General features: G+C 56.1%; 21 protein-coding genes and 1 pseudogene. 19 read left to right on the top strand and 3 right to left on the bottom strand.

Annotated elements, in window-relative coordinates; all coding sequences use genetic code 11:
* Positions 1-7: 7 nt before the first annotated feature.
* From lfiH to lfiJ, 3 genes are read left to right on the top strand one after another with little or no spacing between them, the layout of a single operon-like run.
* Positions 8-700 carry a lateral flagellar assembly protein FliH gene (lfiH, locus tag AB5Y92_RS14195; RefSeq protein WP_164535930.1) on the top strand — a complete coding sequence of 231 codons (693 nt, stop codon included), beginning with the start codon at positions 8-10 and terminating at the stop codon, positions 698-700.
* Positions 693-2024, top strand: coding sequence for a lateral flagellar FliI-like assembly ATPase LfiI (gene lfiI, locus AB5Y92_RS14190; protein WP_139478374.1), 1332 nt, complete (start codon positions 693-695; stop codon positions 2022-2024). The genes lfiH and lfiI overlap by 8 nt, the downstream gene beginning before the upstream one ends.
* Before the next feature lie 9 nt (positions 2025-2033).
* Positions 2034-2447: a lateral flagellar protein LfiJ gene (gene lfiJ / locus AB5Y92_RS14185; RefSeq protein WP_005336226.1), complete on the top strand. Its 414-nt coding sequence runs from the start codon at positions 2034-2036 to the stop codon at positions 2445-2447.
* A 9-nt stretch (positions 2448-2456) separates the two neighbouring features.
* Here the strand turns inward: lfiJ and AB5Y92_RS14180 are convergent, their stop codons facing one another.
* From AB5Y92_RS14180 to flgA, 3 genes are all read right to left on the bottom strand, one after another.
* Positions 2457-2900 carry a flagellar protein FlgN gene (locus AB5Y92_RS14180; RefSeq protein WP_047438702.1) on the bottom strand — a complete coding sequence of 148 codons (444 nt, stop codon included), beginning with the start codon at positions 2898-2900 and terminating at the stop codon, positions 2457-2459.
* Positions 2897-3172 carry a flagellar biosynthesis anti-sigma factor FlgM gene (gene flgM / locus AB5Y92_RS14175; protein ID WP_139494761.1) on the bottom strand — a complete coding sequence of 92 codons (276 nt, stop codon included), beginning with the start codon at positions 3170-3172 and terminating at the stop codon, positions 2897-2899. The genes AB5Y92_RS14180 and flgM overlap by 4 nt, the downstream gene beginning before the upstream one ends.
* A gap of 76 nt (positions 3173-3248) precedes the next feature.
* On the bottom strand, positions 3249-3887 hold the full coding sequence (gene flgA / locus AB5Y92_RS14170) for a flagellar basal body P-ring formation chaperone FlgA (RefSeq protein WP_272868843.1): 639 nt from the start codon (positions 3885-3887) through the stop codon (positions 3249-3251).
* 212 nt (positions 3888-4099) lie between these two features.
* Between flgA and lfgB the strand changes: the two genes are divergently transcribed.
* The 16 genes and pseudogenes from lfgB to lafC all read left to right on the top strand — a co-directional run bounded on the left by lfgB (position 4100) and on the right by lafC (position 17189).
* Positions 4100-4489 carry a lateral flagellar basal body rod protein LfgB gene (gene lfgB, locus AB5Y92_RS14165; protein WP_139494762.1) on the top strand — a complete coding sequence of 130 codons (390 nt, stop codon included), beginning with the start codon at positions 4100-4102 and terminating at the stop codon, positions 4487-4489.
* Between the two features lie 2 nt (positions 4490-4491).
* Positions 4492-4917, top strand: coding sequence for a lateral flagellar basal body rod protein FlgCL (gene flgCL, locus AB5Y92_RS14160; RefSeq protein WP_005336216.1), 426 nt, complete (start codon positions 4492-4494; stop codon positions 4915-4917).
* 3 nt (positions 4918-4920) lie between these two features.
* Complete coding sequence (locus AB5Y92_RS14155; RefSeq protein WP_076493213.1) at positions 4921-5628, top strand: flagellar hook assembly protein FlgD; 708 nt, start codon at positions 4921-4923, stop codon at positions 5626-5628.
* A gap of 18 nt (positions 5629-5646) precedes the next feature.
* Positions 5647-6846 carry a lateral flagellar hook protein FlgEL gene (gene flgEL, locus AB5Y92_RS14150; protein WP_076493211.1) on the top strand — a complete coding sequence of 400 codons (1200 nt, stop codon included), beginning with the start codon at positions 5647-5649 and terminating at the stop codon, positions 6844-6846.
* Between the two features lie 9 nt (positions 6847-6855).
* Positions 6856-7590: a lateral flagellar basal-body rod protein LfgF gene (lfgF, locus tag AB5Y92_RS14145; RefSeq protein ID WP_005336213.1), complete on the top strand. Its 735-nt coding sequence runs from the start codon at positions 6856-6858 to the stop codon at positions 7588-7590.
* Positions 7591-7668: 78 nt separating this feature from the next.
* On the top strand, positions 7669-8454 hold the full coding sequence (gene lfgG / locus AB5Y92_RS14140; protein ID WP_005336212.1) for a lateral flagellar basal-body rod protein LfgG: 786 nt from the start codon (positions 7669-7671) through the stop codon (positions 8452-8454).
* Positions 8454-9125, top strand: a complete 672-nt coding sequence (gene flgH, locus AB5Y92_RS14135; RefSeq protein WP_040068881.1) for a flagellar basal body L-ring protein FlgH — start codon at positions 8454-8456, stop codon at positions 9123-9125. The genes lfgG and flgH overlap by 1 nt, the downstream gene beginning before the upstream one ends.
* Positions 9126-9133: 8 nt before the next feature.
* Positions 9134-10240, top strand: a complete 1107-nt coding sequence (gene fgIL, locus AB5Y92_RS14130) for a lateral flagellar basal body P-ring FlgIL (RefSeq protein WP_047438683.1) — start codon at positions 9134-9136, stop codon at positions 10238-10240.
* A gap of 8 nt (positions 10241-10248) precedes the next feature.
* A complete protein-coding gene (locus AB5Y92_RS14125; RefSeq protein ID WP_118854516.1) occupies positions 10249-10647 on the top strand; it encodes a rod-binding protein in 399 nt (132 codons plus the stop codon).
* On the top strand, positions 10647-11990 hold the full coding sequence (lfgK, locus tag AB5Y92_RS14120; RefSeq protein WP_139494764.1) for a lateral flagellar hook-associated protein LfgK: 1344 nt from the start codon (positions 10647-10649) through the stop codon (positions 11988-11990). The genes AB5Y92_RS14125 and lfgK overlap by 1 nt, the downstream gene beginning before the upstream one ends.
* Positions 11991-12001: 11 nt before the next feature.
* A complete protein-coding gene (gene lfgL, locus AB5Y92_RS14115) occupies positions 12002-12901 on the top strand; it encodes a lateral flagellar hook-associated protein LfgL (RefSeq protein ID WP_368176150.1) in 900 nt (299 codons plus the stop codon).
* A gap of 14 nt (positions 12902-12915) precedes the next feature.
* Positions 12916-13923: a hypothetical protein gene (locus AB5Y92_RS14110; protein WP_342401365.1), complete on the top strand. Its 1008-nt coding sequence runs from the start codon at positions 12916-12918 to the stop codon at positions 13921-13923.
* A 249-nt stretch (positions 13924-14172) separates the two neighbouring features.
* Positions 14173-14658: pseudogene (locus tag AB5Y92_RS14105) on the top strand (Lateral flagellin); the annotation flags it as partial.
* A 297-nt stretch (positions 14659-14955) separates the two neighbouring features.
* Positions 14956-15339 (top strand): flagellin, encoded by a 384-nt coding sequence (locus tag AB5Y92_RS14100; protein ID WP_204524140.1) that lies wholly within the window; start codon positions 14956-14958, stop codon positions 15337-15339.
* Between the two features lie 121 nt (positions 15340-15460).
* Positions 15461-16747 carry a lateral flagellar capping protein LafB gene (lafB, locus tag AB5Y92_RS14095; RefSeq protein WP_139400322.1) on the top strand — a complete coding sequence of 429 codons (1287 nt, stop codon included), beginning with the start codon at positions 15461-15463 and terminating at the stop codon, positions 16745-16747.
* A 49-nt stretch (positions 16748-16796) separates the two neighbouring features.
* Positions 16797-17189: a lateral flagellar export chaperone LafC gene (gene lafC / locus AB5Y92_RS14090; RefSeq protein WP_005336195.1), complete on the top strand. Its 393-nt coding sequence runs from the start codon at positions 16797-16799 to the stop codon at positions 17187-17189.
* Positions 17190-17213 lie beyond the last annotated feature (24 nt).

Below are 17213 nucleotides of genomic sequence, written 5' to 3'. Positions count from 1 at the left end.
GGCATTCATGAGTCACAATGTGCGCAAATTGATGCCTGGGGTGACCCGTCTGTATCGTTTCCCTGCGCTCGGTCAGAGTGGGGAAGAGGCACGGAGTCAACAAGAACAGTTTGAATTCGGCTATCAGCAGGGGCTGGAGCAAGGTCATGATGAAGGCTATCAGGCCGGCTACCAGCAAGGGCTGACCAGCGGCCTGCAGGAAGGCGAGAGTACCGGTTTACAACAAGGGCAAACCCGTGGGTTTGCTCAGGGCCTTTCGGAGGGGCGAGCCGCCTTCGAACAGGCAATGGTGCCGTTTGCCAAGCTGCAAGAGCAGTGGGAGTCACTGAGCCGGGCCCGGATGGCCGAGCAGAAAGAGCTGATTGCCCAGCTGGTGGCGCAGGTGGCCAAGCGGGTCATCATGGCCGAATTCACCCTCAATCCGCAGCAGGTGATGAATCAGGTCGAGCAGGCGTTGGCTACCTTGCCGAGTGAATCGGAAGAGCTGGTGATCTACCTCAATGAGGGAGACCGACAGCGACTCGCCGAGCAGGGGGTGACTCGCTGCGAAGGGTGGCCATTGCAAGTCGATGCAGCGCTCGGGGTAGGCGATGCCCGTATCGAAACTCGTGCTGCCGTCGTCGAGGTAAGCACCAGCTCCCGTCTGGCAACCTGCATCGAACAGCTCAACAGCTCGCTGGACGTGCCGCAAGATGCATGAAGCCTTGCAGCAGGCACTGACCAGTGCGCTGGACAATCTGGATGAGCTACCCGCATTTCGTCGCTTTGGCCGGTTGGTGCGAGTCACCGGTTTGACTCTGGAAGTAGTCGGCTGCCAACTTGTGATGGGGCAGCGTTGTCGTGTCAGCACGGCAAGTGGCGCCCCCTTGCTGGCCGAGGTCGTCGGTTTTAACCGGGATATCTCTTACCTGATGCCGCTGCAGCCGATGAGTGGCCTCTTCGCGGGGGCTCAGGTCGAACCGATCGATGGAGAGGAAACCGTTCGGCTTGGTCGTCATCTGCTGGGGCGGGTACTCGATGGACTGCTGCAGCCCCTCGACGGGCAGCCGTTACCCGATGTTGGTGACAGTGTCCCCCTGTTTGCTCTTCCCCCCAATCCGCTATTGCGAACTCCGGTACGTGAGCCGCTGGATGTCGGTATCCGCGCCATCAATGGCCTGCTGACGGTTGGCAAGGGCCAGCGTTTGGGGCTGTTCGCCGGCTCGGGGGTAGGCAAGAGTATGTTGCTGGGCATGATGACCCGCAATACCGCAGCCCAGATTGTGGTGGTGGGACTGATTGGTGAGCGGGGCCGTGAAGTGCGCGAGTTCATCGAACACAGTCTGGGGGCTGATGGTCTGGCTCGCGCCGTGGTCATTGCGGCGCCAGCGGATCAATCTCCCCTGATGCGGCTGCGAGCGGCCCAGCTATGCCACCGGATTGCCGAGTATTTCCGTGAGCAGGGGCAGGATGTGCTGCTGCTGATGGATTCGCTGACCCGCTATGCCCAGGCACAGCGGGAAATTGCGTTGGCCATCGGTGAACCTCCTGCCACCAGAGGGTATCCACCCTCGGTGTTCAGCATGCTGACCCAGCTGGTGGAGCGAGCCGGTAACGGCACACATCCGGATGGCAGTCTGAGTGCGTTCTACACAGTGCTGGCGGAAGGGGATGACCAACAGGATCCGGTGGTCGATGCGGCGCGCGCCATTCTCGATGGTCATATCGTGCTGACCCGCCGTCTTGCGGAAGAGGGCCACTATCCCGCCATCGATATCGGTGCCTCGGTCAGTCGGGTCATGCCACAAGTCGTGCCTGCCGAATGGCAAAAGCTGGCGGTCACCTTGCGCCAGCTATGGGGACGCTATCAACAGGTGCGTGAACTGTTGCCACTGGGCGGTTATCAACCCGGGGCCGATCCGCAGATGGATGAAGCGGTTCAGCGTTATCCGGGGATTGCGGCATTTCTGCAACAAGGCCTGCATGAAGAGATGGCCTTTGAACAGGTGATGGTTGGTCTCAAGCAGGTGCTGGGACAGGGATAAGGATTCGTTATGCTGAAGTCTTATCTGGGGTTGCAACAGGAAGAGCTGGAAAATCTTGGCGCCGAGCGTCGACGCTTGCGGGAGCTGGCGTTGCGGGAAGAGCAGCGAGCACACAAATTGCAGGAAGTGATCTCCTCGCTGCGGCCCGGTTCCGACAAGTTTCACCCTTTGCTATGGCAAAACAAGCAACAGATGGATGGCCAGTTGCGCCGTTTGCTCTCCCATCAGGTGCAGCAATCTGCGCTGGCCAGACTGGATCTGGAGCGCCACGAAGGAGAACTTGTCCGGCAGTTCGGGCGGGTCAAGGGGCTGGAGCTATTGCTGGCACGACGTGATGATGTTGCTCGCCAGCAGCAGGAGAGGCGGGATCAGCTACAGCTGGACGAGCTGGCGAGTTTGCGTCACCTGACCCGCAAAGAGTAAGACGGAGGGTTAATCCGTGATGCTGTCCGGGTCACGATAACCTGACTCTTGTCCCAACAGCGAATGAATCGTCTCCATCTGGCCTGCCAGCAGGCGGCCATTGAGATCATTCTGGCGCAGACACTGGTGCAGCAGCTGTTCAAGCTGTTGCCATTGATTGGTTACCGTGGTGCGCAGGGGAAGTGGCAGCTTGGCTATCAGGGTGGCCATCCCCTTCTCATCGGGTTTGAGGCCCAATGTCTGCAGCTGCTGGCAGCGTAACTTTGCCTGTTGTGTCACTTTGGCCATCAGCGCTGTCTGCTGCTCGTTATGGACTTGCAGGCCATCGACATCATGGCTTGCCAGCAGTGCATGTTGGCGCAGCAACAGGGCGGTGAGTTCGGTATAGTGGCCGTAATCCTGCTGGATCCCGAGGATCAATGCCTTGACGGTGGCCTTGGTATCCACGCTCATCGGCGATGCATATCCAGAATGGCCTGACCCAGCGCATCCAGATCGATTTCCAGCTTGCCTTCACTGATGGCTTTGCGGATCTCGTTGACCTTGTCCATATCGACATCCGGGGTTGTTGCAAGCTGGCTGCGGGCGTTGGCTACTGACTGTGCTGTGCTGCTGATCCGCGCTTCGGATGACTGTGCAGGTCTGGTTTCCGGCTTGGTCGTTACATCCGGTTTACGGCCAGACTGGTTTTGAATATAGAGCGGGTCAGTTCGGGTAATTTTCATAACGTAACTTCCTGATGGTCTGTTTATGACTAGCGACCTAAGGCTTGTCGAACTTGAATCAAATTGCGATCTTGGTTCAAAAACGGGTTTCAACTTCCCCTATATCAGTCACCCATGCCTGTATCTGCTTGCCAGAGCTAAGATTTTTCACTCTGATCCCGTCGCCTATTGCGCCATTATCGAGGGCCTCCCCTCTGGTTGTTGCGGAGAACTCACCTTTCCCTGCACGAATTAGTACCCCTTCCCCCTGTTTGACCGCCCAACTCTTTTGTAAGTCCAGCTCACCGATGAGCTGTCCGCTTCTCAGATGCCGGTTGCTTTTATGGCCCAGCAGGGAGTGATTGCTCGGGGTGAACCCGCGCTGTATGCGGCTGACATCCAACTCTTTCTCCACCAGATCGCTGGCGCTGATGCCCTGACCTTTTGCGATATCCCGTGCAGCAACCCAGACCGGCAACAGTAGCGAGACCTCTACCCGCCCGCGCACCTGCCAGACGGGATCTGTGCATTCGATGAGATAGGGGCGTCGTCCCCAGGGTTGCCGATACTGGCCACCTGCTTGTAACGAGAGTGACTGTGAGGGACAGGGAGGAAGGTGCTCGGCGGAAGGAGCAAGCCAGACCTTAAACTCCCCTGAGGTTGCAGGCCATCCCTGTTGAGTGACGTAGTCATCAAGACTCTGGCGGGCATCTTGTTCAAGCAACTGTTCAAGCATGGTGCTTTGCTCCTGCGGGGCACCGTGCGCGAATGCGCTCAGCAGTAGCCAGAAGATGCCACTCCATTTCCACACGGGAAGTCGCACTTCCTCATTTCTCATCTGCTTGCGGCGGATGGAGCATGGTAACCGCTTGAAACTAGGTATCTTAATGGTTGGCATGAGTCTTGATAAGGGTAACCCCGGTCTGAGTGAACGATAAAGGATGAAGCATGACTATCTCATTTGACAGCGCCCTCGGCGTACACCCTTATGCCCTCGATGTCAGGGCGGAGCGGGCGCGTATTCTGGCGGGAAATCTGGCCAACGTGGATACACCGGGCTATCTGGCTCGGGATGTCGATTATAAGACGATTCTGGGCCGTGTCGCGCAGCAAGTTGCTGCGGGCGAGGAGAGTCAGGCCATCAGCCAGGGCGCCATGCGTGACGACATGCGTCACCCCCTCTATCGCATTCCTTATCAGGTCTCCATGGATGGCAATACCGCCGAATTGGGGGTTGAGCAGGGCAAATTTGCCAACAACGCCACCGATTTTCAGACCAGTCTCACTTTCCTCAATATGAAGATTACCGGGATCGCCAAGGCGATCGAGGGCCGTTAACCATGTCGTTCAACAAGATTTATGACATCGCCGGCAGTGCCATGCGCGCCCAGACCGTGCGGCTGGATACCGTTGCCTCCAACCTGGCCAACGTGGATAGCGCGGCCGCCAGTGAAGACGCCGCGTTTCGTGCCATCAAGCCGGTTTTTTCCACTCTCTATCAGAAGATTCAGGATACCGATGGCCTCGGGGCTGCGTCGGTGCAAGTGGCGGGTATCGTGCAGTCCGACCGTCAGGTAGAGAAACGGCTGGAGCCGACCAACCCGATGGCCGATCAGGATGGCTTTGTCTACTACTCCAACGTCAACGTGGTGGAAGAGATGGCTGACATGATGAGCGCCTCTCGCGGTTTTGAAACCTCGGTGGAGGTGATCAACCGGATCAACAGTATGCAGCAAGGTTTGCTGCGTCTTGGTCAGGGAGTCTAAGTCATGAGTTTGCCACAGATCAGTAGCCTGGATACGGCGCGTGGTACGGGTCAGGCTGTTGCTGACCCCAAGATCGCCAGCAATGGCGCCGGTGCTGCTCAGGAAACGCAAGCCAATCAGAATAGCGGGATGCAACTGCGTAACGAATTTCTGCAGATGATGGTGGCGCAGATCCAGAACCAGGATCCCACCAACCCACTTGATGGAGCCCAGTATGTTGCCCAGCTGGCCCAGTTCAGCATGGTAGAGGGCGTCGAAGGACTGAAGAAGCTTCAGCTACAGAGCAACACCAAGATGGATACCCAGCAGGTGTTGCAGAGTACCGCTTTGGTCGACAAAGAGGTCATGGTGCCGAGCAAAACCCTTAAACAACAGCAAGAGCACAAGATCCGCGGTCAAATCGAGCTGCAAGGTGCGGCGGAGCAAGTGGATCTCAAAGTGTATGACCAACACGGCGTGCTGGTGGCCAGCAAGAGTTGGGGTGAGAGCAAGGCGGGCGGGCTGGATTATGAACTGCCCCCCCTTCCTGCCGGAGAGTACCGCTTTGAGATCAAGGCCTCGGCGGGCAAGACCTTGGTGGCGACCAAAAATTATGTAGCGAGCAAGGTTGAACGTGTTGCCTTGCCCGGTACGGGAGAAATCATGCTGCAGGTTGCCGGTGTGGGCGATGTCCCGCTGTTCAGTGCAATCCAGTTCGGCAAATCAGCGTAATCAGAAAGGAGCGACACTGTGTCTTTCAGTATCGGATTGAGCGGCCTGCGTGCCGTAAACCAGGAATTGAGCGTTATCAGTAACAACGTTGCTAACGCCAGTACCGCAGGCTTCAAATCCAGCCGTGCCGAGTTTGCTGCCATCTATGGTGGTGGTCAGGCTGGCGGTGTCGAGATGAACAACGTCTCCCAGAACTTTGATCGCAACGGTGATGTGATGCGCACCGGGCGCGGGTTGGATCTGGCGATTTCTGGCAGTGGTTTCTTCGTGCTGAAAGATGGCAGCGGACAAACCTCCTACACCAGAGCGGGCATGTTCCAGCGTGATAGCGGTAACTACCTGACCACGGCGAGTGGTACCCGTCTGCAGGGTTATACCACGGATGACGCCGGCAAATTGCAATCCGGTGTGGTCGGGGATATTCAGGTCAAGGCGGGCAGCCTGCCAGCCAAGGCATCCGACAAGCTGGAGTTTGTGGCGAACCTGAAGGCTAATGCCACCGAGATTGATACCAAACCACCTTACGATTTTGATCCTAAGAAATCTGAAACTTTCAGTTATTCACAGTCCAGTAAGGTCTATGACTCGCTGGGGGTTGAGCACACAGTTACTCAGTATTTTGTCAAAGAAAAGCCTAATGAGTGGGCTGTACACTACACCTTCGATGGTGACAAAACGGGACTGCCCACCACCGCACTGACTTTTGAGAAAGATGGCACGCTTGCTAAGTCTACCGCTATGCCCATTCTGGACTTGACTCCGCCAGGTGCCATGGATATCAAGCTCACCGTCGATATCAGCAAGGTGAGCCAATATGCCTCCGATTTTAACGCCACTCGTAACCAGTCCAATGGTTATACCGCAGGTGACCTGACCGGTGTACGGGTTGATGCCGATGGCGGTGTCTATGCCACCTTTACCAACGGTCAGAGCCTGTTGCAGGGCCAGGTCGTGATGGCGAACTTCACCAATCCCAATGGTCTGCTGCAGACCAACAACACCACCTGGCAACAGTCGTTCAGTTCCGGCCAGCCGGTACTGGGGGCGCCGGGAACCGGCACCATGGGCAAGCTGACTGCTGGGGCCTACGAGAGCTCCAACGTGGATCTGACCGGTGAACTGGTAAGCCTGATGACTTCCCAGCGTAACTATCAGGCCAACGCCAAGACCATCAGTTCCGCTGACAAGATGACCCAGGTTCTGTTCAACTCCTTCTAAGGGTAACCCGTGGAAAAGCTTATCTACACCGCCATGTCCGGGGCGCAACATACCCTGATGGCCCAGCAAATCCGGGCCAATAACCTGGCCAACGTCAATACCGCCGGTTTTCGGGCTGACTTTGAGCGGGTTTCTGCTTATGCCCTGACGGGCGATGGTTACCAGAGCCGGGTAATGGCCCGAGAAGAGATGGCAGGTACCAACTTCAAGGCTGGCCCTCTGATGCAGACGGGGCGCAAGCTGGATGTGGCGATTCGTGGCGAGGGTTTTCTGGCGGTGCAGACGCCTGATGGCAAAGAGGCCTATACCCGTGCTGGTAACCTGGAGGCCGATGCCGACGGGCTGTTGACCCTCAATGGTCGGCCGGTGCTGGGGGAGGGTGGCGAGCTGGTGCTGCCCGCTTATCGTGACATCAGTTTCGGCAAGGATGGCACCCTGAGCATCACCCCTCCGGGTGGTGGCGCCCGACTTGATGTAGGCCGCCTGAAGCTGGTCAATCCTGATCCGGCTGAGCTGGTAAAAGGCCACGATGGTCTGTTCCGGATGCGCCAGGGGGGGGATGCCGAAAGCAGCGAGCAGGTGGTGATGGCATCCGGCTTTTTGGAAGGGGCCAACGTCAATGCCGTGGATGAGCTGGTCAGCAGTATGTCATTGACCCGCAATTTCGAACTGCAGGTCAAGTTGATGAAAGCGGCGGATGATCAGGCTCGACAAGGGGCCAAATTGATTTCCGGTCAGGGTTGATATTGACGGCATCGGGCAGATATCCGATGCCTTGCCACATCCCTGTGGATGAGGCTTGATGAACAAGGTGAAATAACAATGCACGCAGCATTATGGGTCAGTAAAACGGGTCTATCGGCACAAGATGCCAAGATGTCCAGCATCTCCAACAATCTGGCTAACGTGAACACGGTCGGCTTCAAGCGCGATCGAGTTGCTTTTGAAGATCTCTTCTATCAGGTGCAGCGCCAGCCGGGTGCCCAGCAAGATCAGCAGAATCTGGCGCCTATCGGTATTCAGATGGGTAATGGTGTGCGGGTAGTCGGTACCCAGAAGGTCTTCACCTCCGGCCAGTTCCAGAACACCAATCAGGAGCTGGATATGGCGGTGGTCGGTGCCGGTTTCTTCGGCGTCGAGCGCCCGGATGGCGAGACGGCCTATACCCGTAATGGTCAATGGCATCGCAATGCCGAGGGGCAACTGGTTAACGCGGATGGTTTGCCCATGGTGCCGCAGATCCAGATCCCCGATAACGCCACCAAGATCTCCATAGGTACCGACGGCACTGTCAGCGCCTCGTTGCCCGGTCAGCAAGAGAACGTCGAGCTGGGCCGCATCACCCTGACCAATTTCGCCAACCCGGCCGGTCTGGAAGCGCTCGGTGGCAACCTCTACCGTGCAACCGGCGCGTCCGGTGAGCCCATTGAAGGTGTACCGGGTGAAGAGGCGATGGGGGCCGTCAAGCAATTCACGCTGGAGAGTTCCAACGTGAACGTGGTTGAGGAGATGGTCGACATGATCACGACCCAGCGGGCTTACGAGATGAATGCCAAGGTGGTCTCTTCCGCCGACCAGATGCTCAAGTTTGTCACTCAGGCTCTGTAATGATGAAGTCGATGCTGCGTTATATCTGGTTGGTATTGTTGCTGGGCGGCTGTGCCACCTATGAGCTGCAGGCACCCGAGCCGGGTGACGAGAAATGGGCACCATCCCGTCCCAAGGTGACCGCGACTGCGCAGGGCGAAGATGGTGGCCTCTATCGGGGCAACTACATGATGACCCTGTTTCAGGATCGGCGTGCTTACCGTGTTGGTGACATTCTCACCGTGGTGCTGGAAGAGCGTACCCAGTCGAGCAAGAAAGCCAATACCAGCATGAGCAAAAACAGCAGCATGAATGTGCCGGCCCCCTCTATTGGCGGTAAACTGCGCCCCGACTGGGGGGCCGCCCTCAGTGCGGATCGGGATTTTGATGGCGGAGCGACCTCCAGTCAGCAAAATACCCTGGCAGGTTCCATTACCGTGACCGTGGCAGAAGTGATGCCCAACGGAGTGCTGGGGATCCGCGGTGAAAAGTGGATCCGTCTCAATCAGGGGGATGAGTATATCCGCTTGGGCGGCATGGTGCGGGTCGAGGATATTGATCAGAGCAACCGTATCTCGTCCCAGCGCATTGCCGATGCCCGCATCACCTACGCCGGTCGCGGTGCCCTCGCCGACAGTAACCAGATGGGGTGGCTGGGCCGCTTCTTTAGCTCGGCGTTTGCGCCATTTTGAGGAATCACATGAACAGATGGTTTATCGCCCTGCTGTGTCTCTGCTTGCCCTGGGTTAGTCAGGCTGCCGCACCGGCCAAACGAGCCTTGCTGGATATTGCCGATGTGCAGGGGCTGAGAACCAACCAGCTGGTGGGTTATGGTCTGGTGGTCGGTCTCTCCGGGACCGGTGACAAAAGCCAGGTCAAATTTACCGGCCAATCCATGGCCAACATGCTCAAGCAGTTTGGCGTGCAGTTACCGGACGATCTCGATCCCAAGCTCAAGAACGTGGCAGCCGTTTCGGTCCAAGCCACGCTACCAGCCTTGGCTGGCAAGGGGCAGTTGCTCGATGTAACCGTGACTTCCATTGGGGATGCCAAGAGTCTGCGTGGCGGTTCTCTGTTGCTGACCCCCCTGCGTGGTATCGACGGTGAAGTCTATGCCGTGGCGCAGGGCAATTTGGTCGTCGCCGGGGTGAAAGCGGAAGGGCAATCAGGTTCATCGGTCACGATTAACGTGCCGACAGCCGGGATTATCCCAAATGGCGCCACCATCGAGCGAGAGGTGGTCAGCAATTTTGCCGAAAAGCCGGAAGTGACCCTCAATCTACACCAACCCAACTTCAAGACGGCCCGCAATGTGGAGCGTGCCATCAATCATCAGCTGGGGCCGGTTGCCCGCGCGGTGAGTGCCGGGCGGGTTCAGGTTGCTGCTCCCAGGGACGAGAGTCAGCGCATCGCGTTTATGGCACTGTTGGAAGATATAAAGGTGGATCCGGGTCAGGAGCGGCCGAAGGTGGTCTTCAACAGTCGAACCGGTACTGTGGTGATGGGGCAGGGGGTCAAGGTCCACAAGGCTGCCGTCAGTCATGGCAGTCTGACGGTGACCATTGGCGAGAGTCAGACGGTCAGCCAGCCCAACGCCTTCTCCAACGGGCAAACCACCACGACCCCCAACTCCAAGATCCAGGTCGATCGGGAACGTAACAACATGTTTGTCTGGCCGGATGGCACTTCCTTGGAAGTGATCGTCAAGGCTGTCAATTCACTCGGGGCAACCCCCGATGATGTCATGGCCATCTTGCAAGCGCTCAATGAGGCTGGCGCCCTTGAGGGTGAGCTGGTGGTTATCTAAGGATTATCATGACCAGAATTAGCTCGGATCCCGGTTTTTATCAGGATCTCAATGAATTGCAGCAAATCAAAAGCAACCCGGATCAGCGTGCCGCGCTGGATGCTGCAGCCGGTCAGTTTGAAGTCAGTTTTCTGCAAACCGTGCTCAAACATATGCGCTCGGCGACGGATGCCCTGCAGGATGAGGACGACAAGATCATCAAGGGACAATCCCTCTATCGCGATATGTATGACAGCCAGTTGGCGATGAGCATGGTCAAACGTGGTGGCATCGGTCTGCGGGAGCAGATGGTCAACCAGCTGGCTCCGTCATTAAAGAATCCGGACGGGATGGTCGCTTCAGAGCAGCAGACCCTGGCTGCGTTCAGCCAGCCTCTCAACTCGGCAAAAATGAAGAAGGTTGACTGATGTCACTGCTCAATATCGGCGCCAGCGGACTAAATGCAGCCCAGATTGCATTGAACCTGACCGCCCAGAATATCGCGAACGTTAAGACCATCGGGTATAGCCGTCAGGAAGCCATGATGGGCAGTCTGTCCGGTTTCGGGCGGTTGGATAATGGTGCCGGTGTCGAGGTGACAGGTGTACGCAGGGTAACGGATGACTATCTGGTTGCTCAACACTGGCGTAGCCGTTCGGCCACCGGTTCTTCTTATGCCTTTCATCAGTACATCAATACGACAGAGCAGTTGCTGGGCAGTGAGTCGATGAATATCGCAAAAGGGCTCGACAGCTTTTTTGCCTCGCTCAGTGCTGCGCTCGACAGTCCGGAAACCCCGGCACAGCGCAGCCAGATCGTCAGCTCGGCTGGGGCGCTCGCCAACCGCTTTACCCAGCTGGACGAGAGCCTGGTCACCCAGGAAAAACAGATCGACGATCAGTTGAGCAGCACGGTTTCCCAAGTGAACAGCTACCTGTCACAACTGGCCGAATTGAATGTCCAGATTGGCGATCAAGCAGCCAAGGGAGTCAATACCTCAGCGCTGGAAGATAGTCGCGAACAGGTTGTTCGTGAGTTGTCGACCTATATGGAAGTGCGGGTTAATCGTCAGAGTGACGGCGCTTTCGCGATCAGCCTGCCCCAAGGACAGCCGCTGGTGTTGGGGGGAAGCAGCAGTACTCTCGCGCTTGCTGGCGATAAACTCAGCCTCGCTTTCGGTGGTCAGACGTTTGAAGTTCCTAAATTGCACGGTGGTTCGCTGGCGGGGGTGATGGATTATCGCACCACAGTATTGCGGCCGACCAGAGAGGCGTTGAATCAGATAGCGGGCAAGCTGGCAGAGGATTTCAATGCCAAACAGGCCGGTGGTGTTGACCTTCATGGAGTAACCGGGAAACGGCTATTCGCTTTTGACGAAATAAAAGATATCCATGGTAACTACATCAATGCGTTGGGTACATTGCGGGTGGCTGATGGTTTTACCGGAGACGACCTGGCTTTTGCCAAGGCAGGTGGTGGCAAGGGCGATAACCGCAACCTGCAGGACCTGCTGACGATAAAAAATGGCCAATACGATGCCTATAGTGCCCTGCTTGGCAAGATGGCGGTGCAGAGTGGGCAGGCGAAAGCGAGCATGCAGGCCGATGCCAATATGGAAAAACAGATGGCGGCCAAGCTGAGCAGTGTCAGCGGGGTGAATACCGATGAGGAAGGGGTGAAAGTGATGGCTTACACCAAGGCTTATCAGGCTAATGCCAAGGTGATCAGCACCTCGGAACAACTCTTCAATTCCATTCTGAATATGTTCTGAGGAGGGTGACCATGCGCATCAGTACCAACCAGATCCAGCTCAGCATGCTAGACAATTTGCAGCATGGCTTCGGTGAATATGCCCGGCTTGATCGCCAAATCTCCACGCAAAAACGCATTCTTCAGCCCTCTGATGATCCTGTTGGTAGTGTGCAACTGCTGGGCTTGCAGAAAGAGCAGGTGGCGATGGCGCAGTACCAGAAAAATATTGCCAACGCCAAGAGCCAGCTCTCTCAAGGGGAGCTGCAGTTTGAAACCATGACCAACATGCTGATGCGTTTGCGGGAGTTGACCCAGACAGCTGCAACAGGCTCTTTGTCGGATGCGGATCGTAAAGCGGTAGCCAGCGAGGTCGCCATTATCAAGGATGGTCTGCTGGATCTGGCCAATGCGCGTAACGAGAGTGGCTCCAGCCTCTTTACCGGTAGCAAGGTTGATCAGACTGCATTGGTAAAGCAGGCGAGTGGTGACTACAGCTACCAGGGGGACAATCTGGTGCGTGAGGTCAGTATTGCAAACGGCGTCACCGTGGGCTTGAACCAGACTGCTGACCAGCTGTTTCTGAAGCCTGACGATTTTTTCAAACGACTCGATAGCATGGTGACGGCAATTAATGACGCAGCACCTGACGCCGTCGATCAAGCCCGAGCCATGCTCGGCCGCAGCCAGACACTGCAAGATAGTATCAGCCAGGCGGTGAGCACGATTGGTGCCCGGATCAATCTGCTGGATCAGATTGACGAGAGCCATGCCGAGAAAGGTGTCTATAGCAAGGAAGTGAGCAACCAGATAGAGTCGCTGGATTATGTCGAGGCCGCGACCCGACAGGCCCATGTCCTGATGGCATTGCAGGTGCAGCAGCAAGCTTTTGCCAAGGTTAATGGCCTTAGCCTGTTCAACTACATGCCGTAACGAGTGAAGGAGTCATGATGCAGATCCAGCAAACCCGTCTTGGGGGCGTTGCCGAGGCGCAGGCAAAGCCCAAGTTGCAGGGCCGCGCAACTGCACAGGCTCACACTCCGGAAAATCGAAAGCAGAACGAGCGCCACCCCAATATTATCCGGATGGATAGATGGGCCCTGATCGGCGCAGCGCAACAGCGCATTGCCCATGCTCAGGGTGGGGAACAGGCACTCAATCAGGTTTGGGGCGAATTGAAGCGGCTGGAACGCCAGTTAGGTCAGCGTGAGCTGGCCAGCAGTGACGTTGCCAACCGCTTAAAAATGCTGGAAGAGAAAGTCACCCAACCAAGAGGCCCTTTGACTGATGAGCTCAAGCCCAGACTTCTTGCGTCACCTCAGGAGCTGCGCACCCGGTTCAGTGCCGAGCATCTGGATTTATTAAGCGCCAAAAATAGCACTGAGCGACTGGTGTTTTCTTTCCCCCAAAGCAGTAGTGCGGTGGAGGTGACCATCCCCGCCGGAGCACGAGAGGGGGAGGTCGCAACCATACTCGATCGGGCGCTGCGCAAAGAGCATATCCGGGCTCGGCTGAATGAGCTGGGCAAGCTGGAGCTCTCTGTCGCTGACCCCCATCGTCGCAAACTGGATGAGCCGGTACTGATCCGGGGCGAGGGGATTCGTATCCCGGCAGGCAACCCGATCCCGGTGCAGTTCAAGCCCAGGGCCGGAGCGCTTACTCACATGGCCGAAGGGATTGCCAAAGGGGAGATCCGTCAGGAGCGGCAGCGGCTGCAAAAAGTACTTGGCGAGATTGAGCAATCGGTTCGGGAGTTGAAACAGTTTCGCCAGAAGATGGTGCTGCAACTGGATAAGGTCAAGGCTCGCAGTCAGAACCTGAAACAGGAAGAGCTGGCACAGTTGCAATCCTCTCTGGCCGCCCGCCTCTCACAAGGCGGCTATATGGGCACCATGTCCGGTCTGCTGGCGCAGGCCAACGTCACTCGGCAAGGGGTGGTTGCGTTACTCACTTGATAGCGCTGGGCTGTCTCCTCGTAAAAAACCGCACAAGCTGACTTGTGCGGTTTTTTTATCTCTGTGATGCCCTCTTGAGCCAGTGACGACGCTATCTGCTCGCGGGCCCACTGTTTCGCATCCGAACGGGGGGCCAAGAGAAACTGCCGTTCAGCAAAAAAAGATTTAATTTTCACGACGCCGTGGTCGTTCTTCATTGGGGTCAACCCAAACGCTGCCTGTGGCAGCATCTATTTCGAGGAAACGAAAATGAGTCTGTCAATTCATACCAACTTTGCATCCATGGTTACCCAGAACCAACTGACCACCACCAACAAGCTGGCCAGCACTGCCATGCAGCGTCTGGGTACCGGTCTGCGCATCAACTCTGCCGCTGACGATGCCGCTGGTCTGCAAATCGCTACTCGTCTGCAATCCCAGTCCAACAGCCAGAAGATCGGTATGCGCAACGCCCAGGATGCCATCTCCATGATGCAGACTGCCGAAGGTGCAATGGACGAGATGACCAATATCGTTCAGCGTATGAAGGATCTGGCTACCCAGGCTGCCAACGGCACCAGCAGCGAGAAAGATATTGCCGCCATGAACGCCGAATTTGGCGAGCTGACCAAAGAGCTGAAAAATATCGCCAGCAACACCACCTTCGGTGGCGAAAACCTGCTGGATAGCAAAAACGGCAAGTTCGCCAAGGGTGAAGTGACCTTCCAGATCGGTGGCGCTGACGGCGAGCGTCTGACCGTGTCCATCGGTGATACCTTGAAGAAGGTGGTGGGGGGCAGAACACTGACTGCCGCCGAGCAGGGTATTTCAGTCGATGTTACTACCAAGCAGGGGGAGCTTAAAACCGCTACCGACGACTTCAATACAGAAAATAATAAGTTGCCAGCCCTGCAACTGACACTGACCGATGCTGAAAAGGCACTGTTGGATAACACCGATCCAGCCAAAACTGGTGGATTGCAAGCAGCAGTAACAAACGCTAAAAAAGCGCTGGAAGCACAAGAGACGGCGATCGTTCCTAAAAAAACCGCTATGGATGAGGCTACCAAAGCGTTTGATGGCGCGACTGCAAAATTAATGACTGTGGGTGATGGTCTGGATTCCGAGACGCTGAAAACCGGTCTGAAGTCACAAAAGCATGCCCAGGCTGCCATCGGCGAGCTGGAATCCTTTATGCAGGATATCACCAGCGTACGTTCCGCTTTCGGTGCCAATATCAACCGTCTGGAGCACACCGTTAACAACCTCTCCAACATGAAAGAGAACACCGATATCGCCAAGGGCCGTATCATGGATGCCGATTTCGCCACCGAAAGCACCAACATGACCAAGAACCAGATGCTGATGCAAGCTGGCATGTCTGTGCTGGGTCAGGCAAACCAGATGACTGGTATGGTCACCGGTCTGCTGCGTTAATCGCTATAAGGGCCGCTACCTGTGTGGCGGCCTCTTTCCTTTCCCTTGCCGGTTGAAAAGTGCTGGCGAAACAGCGTTTTTCAACAAGCAAGTCTTGCCCTGATACCGAAGGAGTTGATATATGCAGGTCGATCCCGCTTCAGCCGCGATGAATATGGTGACCAATGAGCGCAAGAACATGGACAAGCTGCTCAAGGGGCAGCTAGCCAATGTCAAGGCGCAGCAGAGTTCGCTGTCATCCATTAACTCCAAACTCTCCAGCTTTCAGACTCTGCTGAAAGATTTGAACAAGCCGGCGGCGTTGCAGGCCCAGAAAGCCAGCCTCTCACAAGAGGGGATCATGACGGTCACCAGCAATGGCAAGGCGACCCCGGGGCAATACAACTTTGAGGTCAAGCAACTGGCACAGGCCCATCAGTTCGGGGTGCAACTGGCAGATGAAAAGGCGCTATTGCCAACCACCGGCAAAGTGTCGTTCACCCTTGATGGCAAGGCGTTTGCTATCGACTTGGCGACCTTGCCTGCGGGGGCGACAGCCCAGAGTCTGGTTTCTGCGATAAATGATTCGGCGGATAACCCTGGGGTCAAGGCAAGCCTGATCCGCACGGATGGCAAGGTTAACCTGGTGCTGACCAGCAAAGAGAGCGGAGTAGCCAAGGTGTTTACCCCCACCTATGATGGCGACCCGGCTTCTGCGTTAGGCAAGGCTTTTATCAATGGCAAGGTGATCACACCGGGTCAGGACTCCATCATCAAGATGGGGGTTGGTGACGGTGCGCTGGAGATCAAGTCGCCGACCAACAAAATTGAAAACGTAGTTGAAGGGCTGACGCTGGATCTCACCAAGGTGCAAAAGCCAACCGATGGCCCGATGCAGGTGACAGTGGCTTATGACAATGAAGCCGTCACCGGCTCATTGAAGAAATTTGTTGATAGTTACAATGAGTTGCTGGATCTGTTGAACAAAGAGACATCCACCGATATCAAGGCGAAAGGCGTACTGGCTTCTGATGCCACGGTGCGAGGTTTGAAAGGTGCGCTGGCCAACGCGGTTCGCAATCTTCCTGCTGGCATGACCCTGACTCAGCTTGGTATCAAAACTGAGAAGTCGGGCAAGCTGGTGTTTAGTGACTCTGATTTCAAAAAGTCGCTCGAGAAGGACCCTGAACTGCTGGGCAAGGCGCTGATGGGGGATGACGGTTTGCTCAAGCGGATGAGCAAGGTGCTCGACCCTTTCTCCAAGAGCAACGGGGTGATGGCCACTCGCAAGAGCACATTGGAAGCCAATCAAAAGCGACTTGATGATAAAATGGAGTCGCTGGATAAACGGATGGAGTCTGTTTACAAGCGTTACCTCAATCAATTCACCACCATGAACCAGATGATGCAGACCATGGGAGCACTTTAAGCTTTTTCCCTGGATGAACTGGTTTTGAACCTGCAATAGCGAGTGACCCATGTTTGAATCCGAAGATGGCTACGACGCCTATCGATTTGCTGCCACAGAAGCCAAGGCGGCCAGTGCCGATCCATATCAGCTGGTGCTGATGTTGATGGATGGCTTACTTGACGAGATTGCCAGAGCCGAAGGGCATATCTTGGCGAAACAGTTTGAGCGCAAAGGGTTGGCCATCAACAAGTGTCTGCAGATCCTGGGTGGGCTGGACAGTGCACTTGATATGAATAAGGGGGGCGAACTGGCGGTCAATCTGCATCGTCTTTATGACTACTGCGGTCAGAAATTGTTCGAAATCAGCGTTTCCAACAATGTTGAGGGATTTGCCGAAGTGCGCAAAATCCTGCAAGAGCTGAAAGAGGGTTGGGAAGCAATGGCGCGTCATCCTCGGTAATACGGAAGTAGTACTTCCTTCCTC

It is taken from the genome of Aeromonas sp. R1-1, assembly GCF_040908495.1.
GTDB classification, from domain to species: Bacteria; Pseudomonadota; Gammaproteobacteria; order Enterobacterales; family Aeromonadaceae; genus Aeromonas; species Aeromonas veronii.
Note: the sequence above shows the minus strand (reverse complement) of the source record. Positions and strands in the feature narration are given on the sequence as shown.

Bases quoted from the DNA above. Each gene is read 5' to 3' on its own strand.
- lfgL (WP_368176150.1), top strand. From the start codon at position 12,002: ATGCGCATCAGTACCAACCAGATCCAGCTCAGCATGCTAGACAATTTG.
- lafC (WP_005336195.1), top strand. From the start codon at position 16,797: ATGTTTGAATCCGAAGATGGCTACGACGCCTATCGATTTGCTGCCACA.
- lfgG (WP_005336212.1), top strand. From the start codon at position 7,669: ATGCACGCAGCATTATGGGTCAGTAAAACGGGTCTATCGGCACAAGAT.
- lfiH (WP_164535930.1), top strand. From the start codon at position 8: ATGAGTCACAATGTGCGCAAATTGATGCCTGGGGTGACCCGTCTGTAT.
- flgA (WP_272868843.1), bottom strand. From the start codon at position 3,887: ATGCTTGAACAGTTGCTTGAACAAGATGCCCGCCAGAGTCTTGATGAC.
- flgCL (WP_005336216.1), top strand. From the start codon at position 4,492: ATGTCGTTCAACAAGATTTATGACATCGCCGGCAGTGCCATGCGCGCC.
- AB5Y92_RS14100 (WP_204524140.1), top strand. From the start codon at position 14,956: ATGGATGAGGCTACCAAAGCGTTTGATGGCGCGACTGCAAAATTAATG.
- lfgK (WP_139494764.1), top strand. From the start codon at position 10,647: ATGTCACTGCTCAATATCGGCGCCAGCGGACTAAATGCAGCCCAGATT.
- flgH (WP_040068881.1), top strand. From the start codon at position 8,454: ATGATGAAGTCGATGCTGCGTTATATCTGGTTGGTATTGTTGCTGGGC.
- fgIL (WP_047438683.1), top strand. From the start codon at position 9,134: ATGAACAGATGGTTTATCGCCCTGCTGTGTCTCTGCTTGCCCTGGGTT.
- lafB (WP_139400322.1), top strand. From the start codon at position 15,461: ATGCAGGTCGATCCCGCTTCAGCCGCGATGAATATGGTGACCAATGAG.
- flgM (WP_139494761.1), bottom strand. From the start codon at position 3,172: ATGAAAATTACCCGAACTGACCCGCTCTATATTCAAAACCAGTCTGGC.
- AB5Y92_RS14125 (WP_118854516.1), top strand. From the start codon at position 10,249: ATGACCAGAATTAGCTCGGATCCCGGTTTTTATCAGGATCTCAATGAA.
- lfgB (WP_139494762.1), top strand. From the start codon at position 4,100: ATGACTATCTCATTTGACAGCGCCCTCGGCGTACACCCTTATGCCCTC.
- AB5Y92_RS14110 (WP_342401365.1), top strand. From the start codon at position 12,916: ATGATGCAGATCCAGCAAACCCGTCTTGGGGGCGTTGCCGAGGCGCAG.
- AB5Y92_RS14180 (WP_047438702.1), bottom strand. From the start codon at position 2,900: ATGAGCGTGGATACCAAGGCCACCGTCAAGGCATTGATCCTCGGGATC.
- AB5Y92_RS14155 (WP_076493213.1), top strand. From the start codon at position 4,921: ATGAGTTTGCCACAGATCAGTAGCCTGGATACGGCGCGTGGTACGGGT.
- lfiI (WP_139478374.1), top strand. From the start codon at position 693: ATGCATGAAGCCTTGCAGCAGGCACTGACCAGTGCGCTGGACAATCTG.
- lfiJ (WP_005336226.1), top strand. From the start codon at position 2,034: ATGCTGAAGTCTTATCTGGGGTTGCAACAGGAAGAGCTGGAAAATCTT.